The organism is Paraburkholderia sp. WC7.3g (assembly GCF_050436345.1).
Lineage (GTDB): Bacteria > Pseudomonadota > Gammaproteobacteria > Burkholderiales > Burkholderiaceae > Paraburkholderia > Paraburkholderia podalyriae.
The window spans coordinates 1,536,640-1,555,706 of the sequence record NZ_JBNDMA010000002.1 but is presented as its reverse complement, the minus strand read 5'-3'; the positions used below and the strand labels follow the sequence as shown (position 1 = coordinate 1,555,706).

20 protein-coding genes and 1 pseudogene are annotated in these 19,067 nt (G+C 63.4%); 9 read left to right on the top strand and 12 right to left on the bottom strand.

Features of this window, described 5'->3' with window-relative positions; genetic code table 11:
* The first annotated feature begins 259 nt into the window (after positions 1–259).
* A complete protein-coding gene (locus tag OKW43_RS18680) occupies positions 260–1,198 on the top strand; it encodes a class I SAM-dependent methyltransferase (RefSeq protein WP_187635105.1) in 939 nt (312 codons plus the stop codon).
* A 61-nt stretch (positions 1,199–1,259) separates the two neighbouring features.
* Here the strand turns inward: OKW43_RS18680 and OKW43_RS18675 are convergent, their stop codons facing one another.
* From OKW43_RS18675 to OKW43_RS18655, 5 genes and pseudogenes are all read right to left on the bottom strand, one after another.
* Positions 1,260–2,099 (bottom strand): hypothetical protein, encoded by an 840-nt coding sequence (locus tag OKW43_RS18675; RefSeq protein WP_187635106.1) that lies wholly within the window; start codon positions 2,097–2,099, stop codon positions 1,260–1,262.
* A gap of 135 nt (positions 2,100–2,234) precedes the next feature.
* Entirely contained in the window at positions 2,235–3,311 is a 1,077-nt protein-coding gene (locus tag OKW43_RS18670) for an acyltransferase family protein (protein WP_429448993.1), read from the bottom strand.
* A gap of 125 nt (positions 3,312–3,436) precedes the next feature.
* Positions 3,437–4,145: pseudogene (locus OKW43_RS18665) on the bottom strand (glutathione S-transferase C-terminal domain-containing protein).
* A gap of 129 nt (positions 4,146–4,274) precedes the next feature.
* Positions 4,275–4,496, bottom strand: coding sequence for a hypothetical protein (locus OKW43_RS18660; protein WP_187635109.1), 222 nt, complete (start codon positions 4,494–4,496; stop codon positions 4,275–4,277).
* Between the two features lie 230 nt (positions 4,497–4,726).
* On the bottom strand, positions 4,727–4,918 hold the full coding sequence (locus OKW43_RS18655; RefSeq protein WP_187635110.1) for a CsbD family protein: 192 nt from the start codon (positions 4,916–4,918) through the stop codon (positions 4,727–4,729).
* Positions 4,919–5,117: 199 nt separating this feature from the next.
* Between OKW43_RS18655 and OKW43_RS18650 the strand changes: the two genes are divergently transcribed.
* The 5 genes from OKW43_RS18650 (at position 5,118) to OKW43_RS18630 (ending at position 9,823) form a co-directional block, all read left to right on the top strand.
* Positions 5,118–5,444, top strand: a complete 327-nt coding sequence (locus OKW43_RS18650; RefSeq protein ID WP_429448990.1) for a hypothetical protein — start codon at positions 5,118–5,120, stop codon at positions 5,442–5,444.
* A 313-nt stretch (positions 5,445–5,757) separates the two neighbouring features.
* Positions 5,758–7,062, top strand: a complete 1,305-nt coding sequence (dcm, locus tag OKW43_RS18645) for a DNA (cytosine-5-)-methyltransferase (RefSeq protein ID WP_429448988.1) — start codon at positions 5,758–5,760, stop codon at positions 7,060–7,062.
* 30 nt (positions 7,063–7,092) lie between these two features.
* Positions 7,093–7,539: a very short patch repair endonuclease gene (locus OKW43_RS18640; protein ID WP_429448986.1), complete on the top strand. Its 447-nt coding sequence runs from the start codon at positions 7,093–7,095 to the stop codon at positions 7,537–7,539.
* Between the two features lie 243 nt (positions 7,540–7,782).
* Positions 7,783–8,286 (top strand): YbhB/YbcL family Raf kinase inhibitor-like protein, encoded by a 504-nt coding sequence (locus OKW43_RS18635; protein ID WP_187635113.1) that lies wholly within the window; start codon positions 7,783–7,785, stop codon positions 8,284–8,286.
* Positions 8,287–8,404: 118 nt separating this feature from the next.
* A complete protein-coding gene (locus tag OKW43_RS18630; protein ID WP_429448984.1) occupies positions 8,405–9,823 on the top strand; it encodes an MFS transporter in 1,419 nt (472 codons plus the stop codon).
* A gap of 146 nt (positions 9,824–9,969) precedes the next feature.
* On the opposite strand, the gene otsA is transcribed toward OKW43_RS18630, so the two are convergent.
* From otsA to OKW43_RS18600, 6 genes are all read right to left on the bottom strand, one after another.
* Complete coding sequence (gene otsA, locus OKW43_RS18625; RefSeq protein WP_187635114.1) at positions 9,970–11,397, bottom strand: alpha,alpha-trehalose-phosphate synthase (UDP-forming); 1,428 nt, start codon at positions 11,395–11,397, stop codon at positions 9,970–9,972.
* Positions 11,398–11,625: 228 nt separating this feature from the next.
* Positions 11,626–11,838 carry a hypothetical protein gene (locus OKW43_RS18620; protein ID WP_187635115.1) on the bottom strand — a complete coding sequence of 71 codons (213 nt, stop codon included), beginning with the start codon at positions 11,836–11,838 and terminating at the stop codon, positions 11,626–11,628.
* A gap of 200 nt (positions 11,839–12,038) precedes the next feature.
* Complete coding sequence (locus OKW43_RS18615) at positions 12,039–12,287, bottom strand: hypothetical protein (protein ID WP_429451721.1); 249 nt, start codon at positions 12,285–12,287, stop codon at positions 12,039–12,041.
* Positions 12,288–12,416: 129 nt separating this feature from the next.
* The gene (locus OKW43_RS18610; protein ID WP_429448981.1) at positions 12,417–13,817 is read right to left on the bottom strand and encodes a sigma-54-dependent transcriptional regulator; all 1,401 of its coding nucleotides are present in this window, start codon (positions 13,815–13,817) and stop codon (positions 12,417–12,419) included.
* A gap of 300 nt (positions 13,818–14,117) precedes the next feature.
* Entirely contained in the window at positions 14,118–14,369 is a 252-nt protein-coding gene (locus OKW43_RS18605) for a hypothetical protein (RefSeq protein WP_187635117.1), read from the bottom strand.
* Between the two features lie 100 nt (positions 14,370–14,469).
* Positions 14,470–14,787, bottom strand: coding sequence for a DUF883 family protein (locus OKW43_RS18600; protein WP_187635118.1), 318 nt, complete (start codon positions 14,785–14,787; stop codon positions 14,470–14,472).
* Positions 14,788–15,187: 400 nt separating this feature from the next.
* Here OKW43_RS18600 and OKW43_RS18595 point away from each other — a divergent pair, with 400 nt between their 5' ends.
* From OKW43_RS18595 to OKW43_RS18585, 3 genes are all read left to right on the top strand, one after another.
* The gene (locus OKW43_RS18595; protein ID WP_187635119.1) at positions 15,188–16,243 is read left to right on the top strand and encodes a sigma-54 interaction domain-containing protein; all 1,056 of its coding nucleotides are present in this window, start codon (positions 15,188–15,190) and stop codon (positions 16,241–16,243) included.
* Positions 16,244–16,528: 285 nt separating this feature from the next.
* Positions 16,529–17,107, top strand: a complete 579-nt coding sequence (locus OKW43_RS18590; protein WP_187635120.1) for a hypothetical protein — start codon at positions 16,529–16,531, stop codon at positions 17,105–17,107.
* The gene (locus OKW43_RS18585) at positions 17,104–17,640 is read left to right on the top strand and encodes a hypothetical protein (protein WP_429448978.1); all 537 of its coding nucleotides are present in this window, start codon (positions 17,104–17,106) and stop codon (positions 17,638–17,640) included. Before OKW43_RS18590 ends, OKW43_RS18585 begins: the two co-directional genes overlap by 4 nt.
* 66 nt (positions 17,641–17,706) lie before the next feature.
* Here the strand turns inward: OKW43_RS18585 and OKW43_RS18580 are convergent, their stop codons facing one another.
* Complete coding sequence (locus OKW43_RS18580) at positions 17,707–19,053, bottom strand: AAA-associated domain-containing protein (RefSeq protein ID WP_187635122.1); 1,347 nt, start codon at positions 19,051–19,053, stop codon at positions 17,707–17,709.
* Positions 19,054–19,067: the final 14 nt, after the last annotated feature.

The following is a 19,067-nucleotide window of genomic DNA, read 5'->3' as shown; positions in this document are numbered from 1 at the left end:
TCATTAATTTACGGTGACAATATGAGTTCTGTCAGGGGACCAAGTAGAGCTCACCCGGCTCCCAGGTTCGCTCACAAAAGCCCCGTATGCGTTGCGCTGCGGGGCTTTTTGCTGCCGATCTGCCTTCCAGGCCCGATCGGAGCCGTCCCTGCGCTTTGCGCGACCTACCCCGTCGAAGACAGCGAAAAACCACGCCCTTCCGGAAACGTCAGATCGCTATAATCTGCGAGCCGACTTCGAAACGTTTCCGAGGACCCACATGGATCAAGCCCTTGAATGCGTTACCGCGTTGAACTTTTGCGAGCAGGCCTATCTCGCCGCCAATCCGGACGTCGCTGAAGCTGTCAGGCTCGGTGCGTTGCGATCGGGAAGATCGCATTTCGAAGTATTCGGCGTCTCCGAAAGTCATCGCAGGCAGGACGCAAAGGTGGCCGCTCAATCCAGGCAACAACGAAGAAAAAGAATAAAGTCTGTCCTTCGCACTGACATGCCATTTAGTGACGACGGTAAGTTTTTCGATTTTTTGTCGCCCGATCTACGTTCCCAATTCGACATTTACGACTCGGAACTGGCCGGAAGCAATCTGTACGATCAGGATGCACTGGCGATGATCGAGCGCCACCCGTCGGGGATGATTCTGGATTGTGGAGCCGGCAGCCGTCCCGCGGTCTACGAAAACGTGGTCAATTTCGACATCAGCAATTACCCATCCACCGATGTTCGAGGTGTCGGCGAAGTTCTGCCGTTCAAAGATGCGTCGTTCGATGGCGTCTTGTCGTTGAATGTTCTCGAACACGTGAAGGATCCATTCACCGCTGCCAAAGAAATTCTTCGCGTGTTGAAGCCGGGCGGCGATCTGGTCGTGGTGGTTCCGCTTACCCAGCCCACTCATGGCTATCCGCATCACTACTACAACATGACAGCCGAAGGGATTCTCAATCTGTTCGGATCTGCGATCGATGTCGAACGCGTGTACGTGCCGGAATCGACAACAGCCATATGGTCGATTTACTGGATCATGAGCGAGTGGGCCGAAGGTCTCGACGAGAATGCACTGAAAGAATTCAAGGCACTCACGGTCGAAGACATTCTGCAGGGACCACCGACGTTGCTGGATCGATCGTTTGTTAAGCAGCTAAGCGCAAAAAAGAATCTCGACATTGCGAGTTCGACGACCGTGATTGCAAAACGCGTCTGAGACGCGCTCCCCGCAGAGTTCAAACTTCGTCTTCGAAACACATGCAGGTTCTACGGCTCCGTTATTTTGGAATCGGCCGATGGATAGTCGGCTCGTATATCGACGGATCGACGATGTTCATCTCGTCTTTCGGGCGTTCGCCGAAAACTCGCTCGAAGTCTTCGGGACCCAGAATGTCAGCAGCGTCGTGGAGAAAAGACGAATAGGCCTCGTTCAGTTTCGAGGCCGACGGTGCGTCGCTGCCCGGCGGCACGTATTGCAAACGTTCGACCCGCGCCATAAACGCGCGTCGATGCTTCATCAACGACTTGATCTTTGCGTCCGCGTCCGGACCGGTCAAGGTCGCCTGAAGATGCTCCTGAAAATCATCGACATCGGCTTGCGGATGTCCTGGCTTCATGGCGTTACTCCCGCCTGGGGTTGAGCACTGAATTCTTTTGCTCGCCCATGCAGCATGCTGCTTGCCGTATGTTCCGAAGATCGCGTTGCTCAACCAGTAACCCCTGGACATGCGGACCGTAGCAGCGGCCGCTCCACCGCTGCCGGTAGCCCAAAGAATCTGGTTTGACAGCTGATGGCACACGCCATCGCGACCATAGCTAAAAATCGTTCCACGACCGGCCGGTTCGATGTTCGGATCGACATCGGGCCGACATAGACAACTAGCATAAGGCAGATTGGCCCCGGCGGAAGCCAAGAAACCATCCGCACTGGCCGGCGTCCCGCCTCTGGCGTGGAAGCTGCCCCAGCTGTACCAATAGTGCTCTCCAGCGATCAAAACGTCCGCCAGCGCCGGGTAAATCTTCACCCGGCTGTCATAAGTCGTCACCCATGTGTGATCAACGGCGGACTCTTGAAAATACGCCGGAGCCGTCCATGCGAACAATGTAACGGCGCTCATTGCTTCATCTTGGCCGCATAACAGCGCTGTCGCGCGAAACTCGCCCGAAAGCTGGTAAAAACCTTGCTTACCTCAAAGGTTATACGCGGTGAGCAGTATCAATTTCAAGGATGCTAAAAACCTGCCGAAGCGCTGTTAGCGCTTCGCTCCCGCTACCGCACTTCCCCACGACAGTCCGGCGATCCACCTGGCGACGGCCCGACTAGCCGGCCGCTCGACCCATCGATACGACCCGAGCGCCACCACCGACGACCCCACTACGACCACCGCGCCCACCAGATCCCCCGGCCACCGATGCCGGGCATCGATCATCTGCAAGAGCCCGATCACCACCGGCATCGCGAGCAGGTGCGTCAGATATAGCGAATACGATGCATCGCCAATGCGCTCGAGCCACCTGCTCCACCGTACCTTGCTCTCGACTGACAAGCCCGCCACCACGACGGCCAACGCCGGCAAGCCAAAGACGAGAAAACGGTTCGCATCGGTCAACCTCGGCGCGAATGCGCCCGCTGCGGCGACCACCACCAGCAGTCCCGCCGCCGCGGCCAGCGGCACTGTCCGCCCGGACGCATACCACGCGCCGACGCAGCACCCGAACACAAACTCCAGCACCAGCGGATTCGTGTAAAACGCAAACGCGACGCCCTCGCCGGGCAGCAGGTGCAACGCGGACGTCACCAGCAGAAACGCACCCACCGCCAGCAGACGACGCCTTGTCACGCTCATCGCCACGGCAAACACAGCGTAAAACCACATCTCGTAGTTCAGCGTCCAGCCGACGCCCAGCACGGGTGCGGCGATGCCGGTCCAGCTCGTCGACGGTAGAAACAGAAACGACGACAGCGCATGCCACGCGCTCACGCGCGCATGATCGAACGCTTCGGGAACGCCCGGCAGGAACGCGACGAGCGCGATAAACAACGCGGTGAGAATCCAGTAGAGCGGCACGACCCGCGCGATGCGGGCGCAAATGAACGAGCGCGCCGACTCGATTCCCGGCGGCAAACCGTGAGTCACCAGCGCCATCACGAAGCCGGAGATCACGAAAAACACGTCGACGCCGATTTCGCCATAGCGCGACACCCGCGGAAAAACATGCACGAGCCAGCCATGCGCGGCGACGATGCCGTTCGTATGAAACGCGACGACGCCCAGCGCGGCGAGCGCGCGCAACGCCTGGATTGATCGATACTTCCTGATGCCTGTCATACCCTTCGATCCGACAGAGTGTGGGAGGCATGGTAGCGCCGAGCGTCACACGATGCAGCTCGGCCGGGCGCGTCCAATGCACGCCCGCCCGGCCGAGCGGTCAAGCTCGCGAAACGCTCAGGCCATCAAGCCGGCCGCTGCGGAATATTCAGGCCGCGCACCACCGCTGGACGCTCGACGAACGCGCCCAGCACGCGCCTCACGTTCGGGAAGTCCTGAATGCCGACCAGTTCTCCCGCCTCGTAAAAGCCGACCAGATTGCGCACCCAGGGGAAGATCGCGATATCGGCGATCGAATAGTGATCACCCATCACCCATGCGCGTCCTTCGAGCCGCTGCTCCAAGCACGCCGAGCAGCCGCTTCGATTCGGCGACGTAGCGATCGCGCGGACGCTTGTCCTCGTACTCCTTGCCGGCGAATTTGTGGAAGAAGCCGACCTGGCCGAACATCGGACCGATGCCGCCCATCTGGAACATCACCCACTGGATCGTCTCGTAGCGCCCCGCGGCGTCCCGCGGGATCAGCTGAGCGCTTTTGTCGGCGAGATAAATCAGGATCGCGCCCGATTCGAACAGCGGCAGCGGTTTGCCGTCGGGACCGTTCGGATCGAGGATCGCCGGAATCTTGTTGTTCGGGTTCAGCGACAGAAACGCCGGCGTCATCTGATCGTTGGTATCGAAGCGCACCAGATGCGGCTCGTATGGCAAGCCGGTTTCCTCGAGCATGATCGAGATTTTTACGCCATTGGGCGTCGGCAGCGAATAGAGCTGAATCCGGTCCGGATGCTCGGCCGGCCAATTCTTCGTGATCGCAAAAGCGGATAGATCGGTCATGGGTTCGCGTCGCCCTAGGGGACAGAAATTGCAAGACCGCCCAATATAAACCGACTCGGCACAACGCGTGCGCGGCCGCGCGTAGACCTCACAAACGCCGCCACACCGCCGCCGTTCGCGATCAGTGGTTCACCACAAGTCCTTCGTCGCCGTGCCCGCGCGAACAGTGAAGCCTTCACGCCACAGCGCCGCGCCGACCGCCAGCAGCAACGTCTTCTCGGTGCCGTCGAGCAGTTCCCACGCGGCCGCGAACCACGTCGCGAAGTTCGCGCAGGTCGCTTCGAGATCGGGCGGCGCCTTGCCTTCCAGGTACTGCCGTTCGAACATCGAAAGTATTTTTTCGGGTGTCATTGGCGCGGCCTCCTGATGGGATTGCGCCAAGTCTAAAGCGCCCGCAGCGCACGCGGAATGCCCACGCTCGCGATCACGGGTTACTCCCAGGCCGGCCGCCGCGTGTACGGCAGCGGCGACCCCGACTGTGAAAGCCGAGGCGCTGTGCCCGACCCGCGCCCCACGATAAACAAAGGCGCCGCGACAGTCGCGACACCTCCGTCGTTACGACCACCTACACCGATCGGGCTTCAGTGATGACCGCGCTTTGCATTGTCCCTGGCGTCTTCCTTCGCGTCGCCATAGGTCTTCTGCACCTTGCCGGCGCCCTGCTGCACGTCGCCCTTGAGTTCCTTCGCAGGGTCGTTCGTGGCCTTGCCGACGGCCTCGTTGACCTTGCCCTTGACCTGCTTGCCAACGCCCTTCACTTGATCCTTGTTCATGTTCGGCTTCCTATGCATAGTCGACAAAGATGCCGGCGCGGATTCCGCCGGTAGCTGGTACCAAGCAACGGCTGTTCCCGGGGTGGTCCGCGCGGCGACCTCGTCATTGATGAGCGCCAACACGCGATCAAGCAAAATTTTTATCAAAAAGCCCTAAAGTCCTGCCGCGGACCGCCGTAAATGCGCTCAGGGAGGAGCCATGGACCGCACTGGGACTACGATTTCGGGATCATCGCAGGCTGCGTTGGTCGACCACGACATTGCGCACATCACGCGCGCCATGCACGTATCGCTGCGTGGCGATTTTGGCGGTCCGATCTTGCCGGCCACCTATTGGCGCAAACGGCTGACCGATCTGCTCGACAGCGGCCAGCTCTCTGCCGCGCAATCGCACAAGGTCGACAGCCTGCTGCTGCAGCTCGATCGGCTTGCCTCGACGCCGCTGCCCGAATGGGAACGCTTTGCACCCGCCCCGACCACGCCTTTCCGGCCGGCTGCCCCGGTGAAGAAAGTGAAGCCGGCCTAGCTCGCCCGTCCGCTTCACCGCCTCTACACCCGCCGAACCCGCGCGCGTGCCGCCAAGCCGGCACCCGGCTCGTCGTGCACGCCGCAAAAAAACGGCCGCGCACGAAGTCGCGGCCGCCAACACACGTCGCAACGCAGGAAACGAGCGTCACCCGACAAGCGTACATGCGCATTCGTGACAGGCATGTTTCACCGCAGACAAACGCGGCGCCGCGCCGTATCGCGAAAAAATCCTGATCAATTGGCGCTAAAAATAGGGAAATGGGACGACCTTAGGTCATAATGTCCGCAAAAATTCCCCGCAAGGACGCCACGTGACCCTCGTCGCCCCGTTCGACCTGCTCAAGCAGGCGCGCGCCCGTTTCACCCAACGCGAAATCGCCGCGCATGTCGGCAAGGACATCAAGACGGTGCGTCGCTGGGAAAAAGGTGAAACGCCTTGTCCCGCGATGCTGGAGCCCGCGTTGCGCGATCTGCTGCGGCAAGGCGCGCGTGAGGCGCAACACGGGGGCGAGGCGGCGCGGTTTCGCTTCATCGATCTGTTCGCGGGTATCGGCGGTATTCGCATGGGCTTCGAGGCGCACGGCGGCGAATGCGTGTTCACCAGCGAGTGGAACGAGTTCTCCACGCGCACGTATCGTGAAAACTACGGTGAAAACTACGTCGGCAACGTCGCCAGCAGCAGCGCGCACACGCTGATCGGCGACATCGTCACCTTTCCCGCCGAACACGTGCCGAGCCACGACGTGCTGCTCGGCGGCTTTCCGTGCCAGCCGTTTTCGATCGCCGGCGTCAGCAAGAAAAACGCGCTGGGCCGGCCCCACGGCTTCGAATGCACGACCCAGGGGACGCTCTTTTTCGACGTCGCGCGCATCATCGCCGCGAAACGCCCCGCCGCGTTCCTGCTTGAAAACGTGAAAAACCTGCTGTCGCACGACAAAGGCCGCACCTTCGACGTGATCCTGCAAACGTTGCGCGACGAGCTTGGCTACGAGGTGCATTACCGCGTGATCGATGGTCAGCATTTCACGCCGCAGCATCGCGAACGCATCATCATCGTCGGCTTTCGCGGCAAAACCTCGTTCACATGGGACGACCTGCGCCTACCCGAGCAGGCTCCGCGGCTCGGCGCGATCCTGCATCGCACGGACGGCACGGAACCGGTGCTGCCGTGGGACCACGACCGCTTCTTCGACCATGTCGCGCGCCGCGTGCAGCCGAAGTACACGCTCACCCCAAAGCTGTGGGCGTATCTGCAGAACTACGCGGCCAAGCATCGCGCGGCGGGCAACGGCTTCGGTTTCGGCATCGCGTATCCGGATAGCGTGACGCGCACGCTGTCGGCGCGCTATCACAAGGACGGCTCCGAAATTCTGGTCTATCAGGGCGAGGCGCTGCGCCCGCGTCGTCTGACGCCGCGCGAATGCGCGCGCCTGATGGGCTTTCCCGACACCTTCAGGATTCCGGTCAGCGATACGCAGGCCTACCGTCAGTTCGGCAACAGCGTCGTGATGCCGGTGATGCGCGAAGTGGCGCGTATCATGCTGCCGCATGTGCAAACCCTGCTCGCCCACCCGACCCGCGATGCGTCGAAACACCCGCTGCCGCTCCACGCATGAGCGGCCGCGCGACTCGTTGACCCGCTGACGATGATCGATATCGTCGATAACGCGACGCGCAGTCGGATGATGTCCGGCATTCGCGGCCGCAACACCAAGCCCGAGGTTCTGATCCGCAGCCTGCTGCATCGTCAGGGCCTGCGCTTCAGGCTCGACGCGCGCGATCTGCCCGGCCGCCCCGACATCGTGCTGCCGCGTTATCGCGCGGTGGTGCTCGTGCACGGCTGCTTCTGGCATGGCCACGACTGTCATCTGTTCAAATGGCCGCAGACGCGGCCCGAGTTCTGGCGCGACAAGATCGGCCGCAATCGCAGCAACGACGACAAGGTGCGCGCCGCGCTGCTCGCGAGCGGCTGGCGCGTCGCAGTCGTGTGGGAATGCGCTTTGCGGGGCGCGAATCGCGATATCGCGGGCGTGATCGAGCGGCTCGTCGCGTGGATCAGAAGCGACGCACCCGAGTTCGAGGAACGCGGCTGAAAACCACGCGCGAGCTGCCCGGCTCGCGCGAGTCTCGCGGCCGCTGGTGATACACTCGAAAAGCTTACCCGGAGCGCTTTCGAGGTGCCTTTTCAGGCACGCTTCGGCGGCGTTTTTCGGGGGCTTTCCCGGCGCTTTCACGGCACATCCTCACGCATGTCGGCATGCCACGAGATGCGCGTCACCCGCCGCGACATCGCGCACTCCGACGATCCCAGAACCAATCAACAAGGGAGGCACATCATGGCTGACTTCCGTCTCTGGTCCGACGAATTTCCCACCAACGGCTTCATGCCGAAAGCCCACGAGTACAACGACAAGGCGTTCGGCGTCGACGGCGAGAACATCTCGCCGTCGCTGCAATGGGAAGCGCCGCCCGCGGATACGCTAAGCTTCGCGCTCACCGTTCACGACCCCGACGCGCCGACCGGCAGCGGCTTCTGGCACTGGGTCGTCGTCAACATTCCGGCCGACGCGCGCTCGCTGCCGCGCAACGCCGGCAAGGCCGACGGCTCGCTATTGCCGCAGGGCGCGATGCAGGTGCGCAACGACTACGGGACGGTCGGCTTCGGCGGCGCCGCGCCGCCGCGCGGCGATCGCACGCATCGCTACATCTTCCGGCTGCATGCGCTGAAGGTGCCGCATCTGCCGGTCAGCGCGGACACCACCAACGCGGTCGCGCGCTTCATGACGCACCTCAACGAAATCGACTCGACGACCCACACGGGCCTTTACGAACTCAAATAACGCGCAGGCGGCGCCGGCGCTCTGATAACGCCGGCGCCGGGCCGACCGATACGCCCGCAGCGGCCAGCGTGTGAGCCGCGCACCGGCGCGCCAACATCTCCGACAAATCAAACAATCGATGCACGCACCCTCCCCGCGCACGGACGGCCCGACCGCCTCCGCTTCCCGCTTCGAAGGCAAGGACCTCGGCCTGCCGGTTCCACAACGCTACTGGGCGATGCTCGTCATCGCGCTGTCGCTGACGCTCGCGGTGCTCGACAGCGCGATCGCGAACGTCGCGCTGCCGACGATCGCGCGCAACCTCCACGCAAGCGCCGCCGCGTCGATCTGGGTCGTCAACGCGTATCAGCTCGCGATCACGATCACGCTGCTGCCGCTCGCGTCGCTCGGCGACCGCATCGGCTACCGGCGCATTTATCTGTCGGGCCTGATCCTGTTCACGGTCGCGTCGTTCGGCTGCGCGCTGTCGAACTCGCTGGCGATGCTCGCGCTCGCGCGCGTAATTCAGGGGTTCGGCGCGGCCGGCATCATGAGCGTGAACACCGCGCTCGTGCGCATGATCTATCCGCCGTCGCAGCTCGGGCGCGGCGTCGCGATCAACGCGATGGTGGTGGCGGTGTCGTCGGCGGTCGGACCGACGGTCGCCTCGGGCGTGCTCGCCGTCGCGACGTGGCCGTGGCTGTTCGCGATCAACGTGCCGATCGGGATAGCGGCGATCGTCGGCGGCTTCAAGGCGCTGCCGATGAACCCCGGCCACGAATCGCCATACGACTATCTGAGCGCGGTGATGAACGCGTTCGTGTTCGGCCTGCTGATTTTCGCGGTCGATGGCCTCGGCCACGGCGAGCGTTTCGGCTACGTGACGCTCGAGGCGCTCGGCGCACTCGTGATCGGCTACTTCTTCGTACGTCGACAACTGACGCGGCCCGCGCCGCTGCTGCCGATCGATCTGCTACGCATTCCGGTGTTCGCGCTGTCGGTCGGCACGTCGGTCTGTTCGTTCTGCGCGCAGATGCTCGCGTTCGTGTCGCTGCCGTTCCTGCTGCAGGACAGGCTCGGCCTGTCGCAGGTCGAGACGGGTCTTTTGATGACGCCGTGGCCCGCGATCATCATCATCGCGGCGCCCGTTTCCGGCGTGCTGTCGGACAGGATCTCGGCCGGCTGGCTCGGCGGTGTCGGGCTCGCCGCGATGACGGTCGGTCTGCTGTTGCTCGCGACGCTCGGGCCTCACCCCGACGCGCTGCAGATATCGTGGCGCATGGCGCTGTGCGGCGCGGGCTTCGGCATCTTCCAGTCGCCGAACAATCGCACGATGCTGTCGTCCGCGCCGCGCGAACGCAGCGGCGGCGCGAGCGGCATGCTCGGCACCGCGCGCCTGACCGGACAAACGCTCGGCGCGGCGCTGGTCGCGCTGATTTTTGGGGTTGCGCCGCAGAACGGGACGATCATTGCGCTGTATGTGGCCGCGGGGTTCTCGGCGCTCGCGGCGGTCGTCAGCACGATGCGGGTCATGCAGAAGGTGACGCAGCCGGCTTGAGCGCTGGGATCGTTACACGCTCAACGCATACGAAAAAGGGCGCGCATTGCGCGACGCGCGCCCTTTTTGCTTCGATCTTCGCTGCCATTCCATTCACGACGTGACCGGCGCGCACGCATCCCGCTCACGCGGGCCGCACTGTCCGCTCAGGACGATGCCGTCACGTCAGCGAGCTTTACCGCTTTGGCCGTCACCGAAGACGCGGTCGCGACGTGGCGCAGATCATCGAGCAACGTATCGCGCCATACCGACAGGTTGCTCTCGCGCATCGGCTCCATCATGTCCGCATGGCGCGCCTGACGCTCGGCGAGCGGCATCGATAATGCGCGTTCGAGCGCTTCGGCCATCTGCGACAGATCGAACGGATTGACGACGAGCGCGCCCGGCAGTTGCTCGGCCGCGCCCGCGAATTGCGACAGCACGAGCACGCCCGGATCGGCCGGATCCTGCGACGCGACGTACTCCTTGGCCACCAGATTCATGCCGTCGCGCAGCGGCGTCACATAGCCGACCTGAGACTGGCGGAACAGCGCCATCAGCAGATTGCGCTCGTACTTGCGATTCAGATACTGGATCGGCGTCCAGTCGAGCTGCGCGAACCGTCCGTTGATGCGGCCCGCCTCGCCTTCGAGCGTTTGCCGGATGCGCTGATAGGTCTGCACGTCGGCGCGCGTCGGCGGCGCGATCTGCACGAGCGACACGCGGCCATGCCAGCCGGGCGCGTTCTGCAACAGCCGCTCGAAAGCCTGAAAGCGCTCGACCAGTCCCTTCGAATAATCGAGCCGGTCGACGCTCATGATCAGCTTGCGCCCGCGCATGCCGTCGCGCAGGCTGCGCACCGCCTTGCGGTCGGTGAACTGCTCGGCGGCTTTCGCGATCGCATCGGGGTAGATGCCGATCGGATACGCGCCGACCTTCAGGAAGCGGTTGTACGCGTGCACCATGCCGTCTTCGCTCGACGTGCCGTGCTGACCGCGTTCGATATAGTCGACGAACGACTGGCGATCCGCCTCGGTTTGAAAGCCGATTACGTCGTAGCTGCACATCGCCTTGACGAGTTCCTCATGCGGCGGAATCGTGCGCAACACTTCGGGCACCGGAAACGGAATGTGCAGGAAAAAACCGATTGGATTCTTCACGCCGAGTTCGCGCAGGCAATGCGCGAACGGCAGCAGATGGTAGTCGTGCACCCAGATGATGTCGCTGGGCTTCAGCAGTTCCTTGAGCTGCTTCGCGAGCGTCGCGTTCACGCGCTGGTAGCCGGCGTAGTCCTGGCGGTCGTAGCGCGACAGGTCGTTGCGATAGTGGAAGGTCGGCCACAACGTGGTATTCGAAAAGCCGCGGTAATACTCGTCGTAATCGCGCTTGGTGAGGCCCACCGTCGCGTAGGTGACGTTGCCCTGCTTCTCGATGACGGGCGCGGATGGCTCACTGACCGTTTCGCCGCTCCAGCCGAACCAGACGCCGCCGGTTTCCTTCAATGCGTCCAGCACGCCGATCGCGAGTCCGCCTGCGGCCGGACGCGCTTCCTGAATCGGTGCGACACGATTCGATACCACGATCAATCTGCTCATTAGTGCTCCATTGTTTCGTTGTATGCGGAAATGTGCCAAAACGGTGCATGCAAATGACGTGCCGATATATGAGATATCGGAAATTAAATTGTATGAAAATGTGACGGACGAGCTAAACCCCGCGAGCATCATCGGTCGCGAAGGAGATTTTTCTTTTTTATGTGACGAAAGAAGGTCTTTTTACCGAAATCGCGGTCGTCGCGGCGCCTCGCCCGGTGCTGTGCTGCTTCAGGCGTCCTGCTCCGAGCCGAGATCGCGTTGGTATTCAAGGCCTTCCTGACGTACACCGCCCTGGTTGTGCTCGCCGTCCGGCGGCGTATGCGGAGCGATCCGATTCTGCGCGGCCGGGTCCGGCGACTCCGCCGGCTCGGTCTTGACGTCAGCCGGCCGGGGTTCACGTTTGGAGTGCCGCGCGGAACGTCGCAATGCGGGATGTCTCATGATCGTGTCTCCGGCGCAAGCCTGCCGCCTGTCGCGGCACCCCTACAGTCTAGGGGGCGAAATCGTATATTGCCGGTAAAACATGCGCCGGCTTTGTAACAAATACAGCAATCGGCCGCACCGGACCGGGATAGGCGACCCCGTGCGATGCGGCAGCGGTCGGATCGGGGCGGGACGGTGCGCCGACACCGAGCGTCGCATCAGCATTGCAGCGGTCGGTGTCGAAGCTCGCCGGCCTGAGGCGTTTGCGTCGGCTGCGGCGGCGGATCACCGATGGGCGGCGTGACCGGTTCGAAGGGTTCAACGGGGTCCGGTGTCGGGCCGGGAACCGTGTCGGGTTCGCCGGGATCCGGTGGCGCGGTCGGAGGCGGAGTGGGCGGCTCGATCGGCTCGGGCCGGTGAGCACGCATCGGCTGAGACGGCGCCGGAACGGCTGCGGAATGCGGCATGTGCGGCATGTCGATGACCTCGTTGTGCGTTCCCTAGGAGCGCAGCAAGGCCTGTGCCGTTAGCGTGCCCGCCCGGCATCCCGGACGGGCGGTTGCTGATGCGGCAGACAACGTGCGAACGAGCGCGGATCAGAGGTCCGCGCCGCCGAGCGCGCGCGATTCGTCGGCGGGATCGCCGTCTTCGCGGGCATCGTTGCCGTACTCGACGAGCCGGTTATACAGCGTCTTCAGGCTGATGCCGAGAATCTCCGCGGCGCGTGTCTTCACGCCGCCGCATTGCTCGAGCGTCGCCAGAATCAGCTGACGGTCGGCTTCCGCGAGCGAGGTGCCGAACGGGATCGTGATCGCGGTGCCGGCCGCGGGCTTCGACAACGTGATCTGCAACGGCACGGTGGCCGTGCTGTCCGAATCGGCGCTCGACATGATGTGCGCACGCTGCACGTAGTTCTTCAGTTCGCGCACGTTGCCCGGCCACGGATACGACAGCAACATCTCCTTCATTGCGACCGGGAAATGCTTCTTCGTGCCGTGACGCTCGTTTAGCTCATCGAGGAACGATTGTGCGAGCAGCTCGACGTCCTTGCCGCGATCGCGCAGCGGCGGCAGGCTGATCGGAAACACGTTCAGCCGGTGGTAAAGGTCGAGCCGCAGCTTGCCTTCGAGCACCGCCTGCTCCGGATCGCGATTGGTCGCCGCGATCAGGCGCACATCGGTTTCGATCTCCCTGGTCGTGCCGACCCGCATGAACATGCCGGTCTCCAGCACCCGCAGCAGCTTGACCTGCAGCTCGATCGGCATCTCGGTGATTTCGTCGAGGAACAGCGTGCCGCCGTTCGCGCGCTCGAAATAGCCCTTGTGCTGCCGGTCCGCGCCGGTGAACGATCCGCGTTCGTGACCGAACATTTCCGATTCGATGAGATTCGGCGAAATCGCGCCGCAGTTGACCGCGAGGAACGCGTGCTTGCGGCGCAGGCTCAGCTCGTGCAGCGTCTGCGCGGCGACTTCCTTGCCGGTGCCCGATTCGCCGACGAGCATCACCGAGGCCGCGGTAGGCGCGACGCGGCTGATCTGGTCGTAGACCTCCTGCATCGCCGGCGAATTGCCGAGCATCAGGCCGAAGCGGCCCATGCGACGCAATTCGCCGCGCAGCGTGCCGATCTCGGCTTTCAGGTCGCCGGCGCGCGGCAAGCGCGACAGGATCGCCTTCACGCGCTGCATGTTGATCGGCTTCACGAGGTAGTCGGCCGCGCCCATTTTCAGCGCGCTGACCGCCGACTCGACCGTCGCGTGGCCGGTGATCACGATCACTTCGACGCCGGAGCGCGGGTCGAGATCTTCGAACAGATCGACCCCGCTGCCGTCGGGCAGCTTCAGATCGGTGAATACGACGTCCGGCATCTGCCGGATCAGTTGAATGCGCGCTTCGCGCAGATCGCCCGCGGTGGCGGTGGTCAGCCCGTCTTCCCCGATGATGGCGGAAAGCGCCTCGCGGGTACTTGCGTCGTCATCGACAATCAGTACATGTGGCATCGCGTTTCGAAAGCCTGCAAGCGTGGGTCAGAGAATAAGCGGAACATGCCAATGGGCATGCCGCTAAACAGTCGGCTGCATGACGCGAAATTGCCGTGCGCCCGGTTCCGCCAACCATTTAGTGGAAAAACGCAACAATAACACGTGTATTCACGCAAATTTCCGTGTCATTGTTGTCTATTTGCCTATTATACGGCTTTATAGGATTCATTTAACAATCCCCTTCCAGCCGCTGACCGCCGATCCGGCTGCGGCGGAGCCCTCCGGTCGCTGGTCGCCTTCGCCTGCAAGCACATCGGGTCAGCCACGCGGAAACGGCCATGCGCGGTGCTCGCCGTGGACCTGTCCCGAGCCGTTGGTGCTGTGCGAGGCGGGCGCCAGCTCCGTCGACGAGGCGGTCGGCGCGGCCACCGCGCCACCCTCGTTTTCCCAGCGGCTGAGATCGCGCGCCGGGGAAATCTGGCCGGTGCGTTTGTCCTGCACATAGCGAACCGCGAGGAAGCCGCCGAGTGCCATCAATGCGCCGAAAATACCAATCATGGGTCGTGCCATCATGAACTCCCTGGATCGTGATGCAGATGAGCGCTGGCCGCGCAAAGTGCGCGCCGCGCCTTGTTGCGAGCCGATGCGAGCGTCGCGCGATGCGCCGCGTCTACCGCGCGACCAGCACGCCGAGCAGAAGACCGGTGCCCGCCGCTAGCGCGAGCGAACGCCACGGGTTATGGCGCACATAATGCTCGGTGCCGACCGCCGCCTCGCGATACCGACGATGCACGTTGCGTTGCGCGTCACCGAGTGTCGATTGCAGCGTTTCGACATGCGTGCCGAGCCGGTCGCGCAACGCATTGACGCCTTCGCCAGGGACGTTGGCGGCGAGCCGCAGCATTTCCTCGGAGTCCCTCAGCAGCACCCGGAGATCGTCGACGATCTTCTGTCCGCCGAGTGCAAGTTGTTGCGTGGTGTCAGTCATCGTTCACTCCTCGTCTGAGTCGGCGTTCGTGAATGTCGCGCAATGGGCGCGTGGGAACGGTGCAACCGTTCGCGCTTTGCCGGGTGATGCGGGTTGCCGGTTTTTGCCCTGGCCGGTTGGCGATGCGACGTAGCGGTCAAAAGCTCGCACGACTCGATCAAACGGTCAACGTTGCAAAGCATGTGCCCGGTATATTTACCGCTTATGCACGCAGAAAAGGCCAATTTCAAGCACTTTCGACCGACTGCACGCACGATTATTTCAGCGGCTGCCGGTTCCATTGCCGGAATCAGCGTCGAAGTGGTTAAATCGTCTTTATGAGATAGTGGCTGTACGGTCTCTCGCATTCAAGGCCTGCGCGCCGCAACATGAACTTCATTTGCACGGGACTTTCCCTTTTATGGCGTCAATCGATCTGGACTCGCCGACCGTGTCCGCCGGCGGCAATGCTTCGCCACAAGCGAAGCAGCGGGTCGCGGACGGCGTCGCGGGACTGAAATCGTACGGGCTGCTGTACGGCTCGTCGCCGGTGATGCTCGATCTGTACGAGCAGATCGAACGCGTCGCCGATACCGACGCGACTGCGCTGATCATCGGCGAATCCGGCACCGGCAAGGAGCTGATCGCCCGCACCATCCACGAACACAGCAGCCGCAAGGACGGCGCGTTCGTCGCGGTGAACTGCGGCGCGATTCCAGATGAGCTCATCGAAGCCGAACTGTTCGGCCACGAAAAGGGCAGCTTTACCGGCGCGGTCCAGGGCCGCGTCGGCTACTTCGAACATGCGAACGGCGGCACGCTGTTTCTCGACGAAATCACCGAGATGGCGCCGGTGCGCCAGGTCAAGCTGCTGCGCGCGCTCGAAACCGGCACGTTCTATCGCGTGGGCGGCAACGAGCTGATCAGCGGCAACGTGCGGGTGATCGCCGCGACCAATCGCGATCCGGCGGTGGCCGTCAAGGAAAACGGCTTGCGCGAGGATCTGATGTACCGGCTCGCGGTGTTTCCGCTGCGCGCGCCGCCGCTGCGCGAGCGCGAAAACGATCGCGAGCTGCTCGCGCAACACTTCCTCGCGCAGTTGAATCAGCAGGAAGGCACGAACAAGAGCTTCAGCAAACGCTCGCTCGAGACGCTGCGTTCATGGTCGTGGCCCGGCAACGTGCGCGAGCTGAAGAACGCCGTGTATCGCGCATTCATCCTTGCGGAGAAGACCGTTGAATTGCCGCATCCGCATCTTGCGTCGCGAGTCAAGAAAGCGGTCACGCAAGGCGATGCGATGAGCGTGTGGATCGGCACACCGCTCGCCGACGCGCAAAAGCAGATCATTCTCGGCACGCTCAAGTACTGCGGCGGCGACAAGCGGCGGGCGGCGAAAGCGCTCGGCGTGAGCCTCAAAACGCTGTACAACCGGCTAAGCGCATACGGCGACGAAAGCGGGGAAGACGAGACCGAGTGATAGCCAGTGCAACGGGGGGCCGTTCGTCGATGGTGGCGGCCCGCTGTTGCGCACGCCGACGGCAAATTTGTCCAAATGTCCCAAAAACCTGGCACAGCCAGGCAAATCGTCCCACCGGTGCAACAGAAAACATCGCAACGCACGAGGTTTTGCAATTTCTTGCATTTTTTCGCTGCCAATTACAAAACGCATCCTGCACAATGCGGCAGCGTAATAAACGACGTGTCCTTCGTTTACACGCGCGACGCGTGAACGCAGGCACCTGTACGGGCGGGGACGGGAGAAATGCAAAAGAACATAGTGTGGGCTGGCAACGCGAAGTCCGTTGCCGCAGGCAAACGCCCCCACGTTACGGCGCTGATTGCGCTGGCGCTGGCGGTTTCGTCGGCATTGAGCGGCTGCAGTTCGTTGTACTCCGAAGGCGCGGTCGCGGGTGCCGGTATCGCGGGTGCCGCGGTCGCCAGCAAGGTCACCAGCAACGCGGCGGTAGCGACCGGTATCGGTCTTGGCGCGGTCGCCGCCGCGCGCGCCGGCGTGCAGTATTCGGAGCGTGTGGTCCACACGAATACGCAGACCAGCATCGCGCAGGCGGCCGGTCCGCTCGAGGTCGGCGCCGTCGCGCCGTGGAGCATCACCCACTCTTTCCCGATCGAAGACGACGAACACGGCCGCGTGACCGTCAGCCGTCTGATCAGCACCGGCGCGCTCGACTGCAAGGAAATCGTCTTTTCCGTCGATCAGACCGCGACGCGCGACAAGCCCGCGAGCAGCGCGTTTTACATCGCATCGGTTTGCCGTGATGGCAAGGACTGGCGTTGGGCATCGGCCGAACCCGCCACCGAGCGCTGGGGTGCGCTGCAATGAAGGCGCGCTCGCTTGGCGTTCCGATCAGGCGTCCGCTGCGGCTCATCACGGCCGGCGCGCTGTGCGTCGGCGCGAGCCTGCTAGCGAGCGGCTGCTCGTCGATCGGCGCCGCGAGCGGCGCGGCGGCGGGTCTCGCGTCGGGCATCGTGACCAGCAATCCGGCCGTCGCACTCGGCGTCGGCGTGGCCGTGCAAGCCGCGACCGACGAAGCGGTCGCGCGCTACATGCGCAGCATGCATCAGGATCAGCAAGATCTGATGGCGGCGCTGGTCGGCACGATGCCGGTCGGCGAAACGAAACCGTGGTCGGTCAAGCATACGTTGCCGATCGAGAACGGCCACGGCCAGGTGCGCGTGACCCGCGCGTTCAGCTCGGCGCTCGCGCTGTGCAAGGATTTCGTATTCTCGGTCCAGGACGGCGACGGCCCGAACGCGCCCGAGATGTGGTTCACGGCGAGCGCGTGCCAGCAGGACAAGGGTTGGAAGTGGGCGACGGCCGAGCCGGCGGTCGCACGCTGGGGCAATCTGCAATAAAAAAGCGGCGAGATTTTCCTCGCCGCTTTTTGTCTGAACCGCAGTCTTTTGCGGGAAACCCTAGGCTTAAGACTCCACGTCTTCCAGACTGAAGATTTCACTCTGGTCGTTATACGAAAAGATCTCGCCGTAACGGCCCCAGTTGATCACCGCGTCGAGCGTCTCTTCCGCGGCGCTATCCGACAGGAAGTCCTCGAGCTCCTGCTCGAAGCGCACGCGCGGCGCGCGATGTCCCGGCCGCTCGTTCAACACCTTCTTGATTCGCGCCGCGAGCGGCACGTGCCGCAGCAGATGCTCGGCGAACATCATCTTTCGTTCCTGCGTGCCGAACTCGGAGAACACGCGCGCCGGCGGCGTCAGGAAAATGTCGCCCTCGCGCACGTCGGTGAAACCGAGGTGCTGCAGCACTTCGGCGATCGGGAACAGATCGTCGACCTCCAGATGCAGCGAGCGCGCGATTTCCGGCATGTCCGCGCGGCCGTGATACGGCGCAGCGGCGAGCGTCTCGATCAGACCCGCCATCAGGTTGGTCGACACGTGCGGCAGCCAGCTACCGAGCTCGAGCCCCTTCCTGGTCTTTTCGTCGGTCTGACGCGCGGTCATCTTCGCGTAAATCTCGTCGACCAGGCGGCGGAACGCCGGGTCAAGACGGTTGCGCGGATGCTTGAACGGCACCTTGATCTCGGCGATCACGCGGCCCGGGTTCGACGACAGCACCAGAATGCGGTCGCACATGAAGACCGCTTCCTCGATGTTGTGCGTGACGATCAGCACCGCCTTGATCGGCATGCGGCCCTGCGTCCACAGATCGAGCAGGTCGGTACGCAGCGTTTCGGCAGTCAGCACGTCGAGCGCGGAGAACGGCTCGTCCATCAGCAGCAGCGTCGGATCGACGACGAGCGCTCGCGCAAAGCCGACGCGCTGGCGCATGCCGCCCGACAGCTCGCGCGGATACGCGTTTTCGAAGCCGTCGAGACCGATCAGGTCGATCGCGGCGAGCGCGCGCGTGCGCCGCTCCGACGCGCCGACGCCTTGCGCCTCGAGCCCCGCCTCCACGTTCTGCAGTACGGTCAGCCACGGGAACAGCGCGAAGGTCTGGAACACCATCGCGACGCCCTTCGCCGGGCCTGCGAGCGGCTTGCCCATGTACGTGACTTCGCCGTCGGTCGGCTCGATCAGACCGGCGATGATACGCAACAGCGTCGACTTGCCCGACCCCGAACGGCCGAGCAGACCGACGATCTCGCCTTCGCGCAGTGACAGATTCGCGTCGTCGAGGACCAGCAGTTCGCCCTGCGTCTTGTTGAAGCCGCGGCACACGTCCTTCACGCGCAGGATTTCCTCGCCGAGGCGCGGGGGCTTCGGCGGCGTCTGGATCGGCGCGGCGGTCATAGCAGCTTTAGGATTTTGCATCGCGTTAAGCCTTC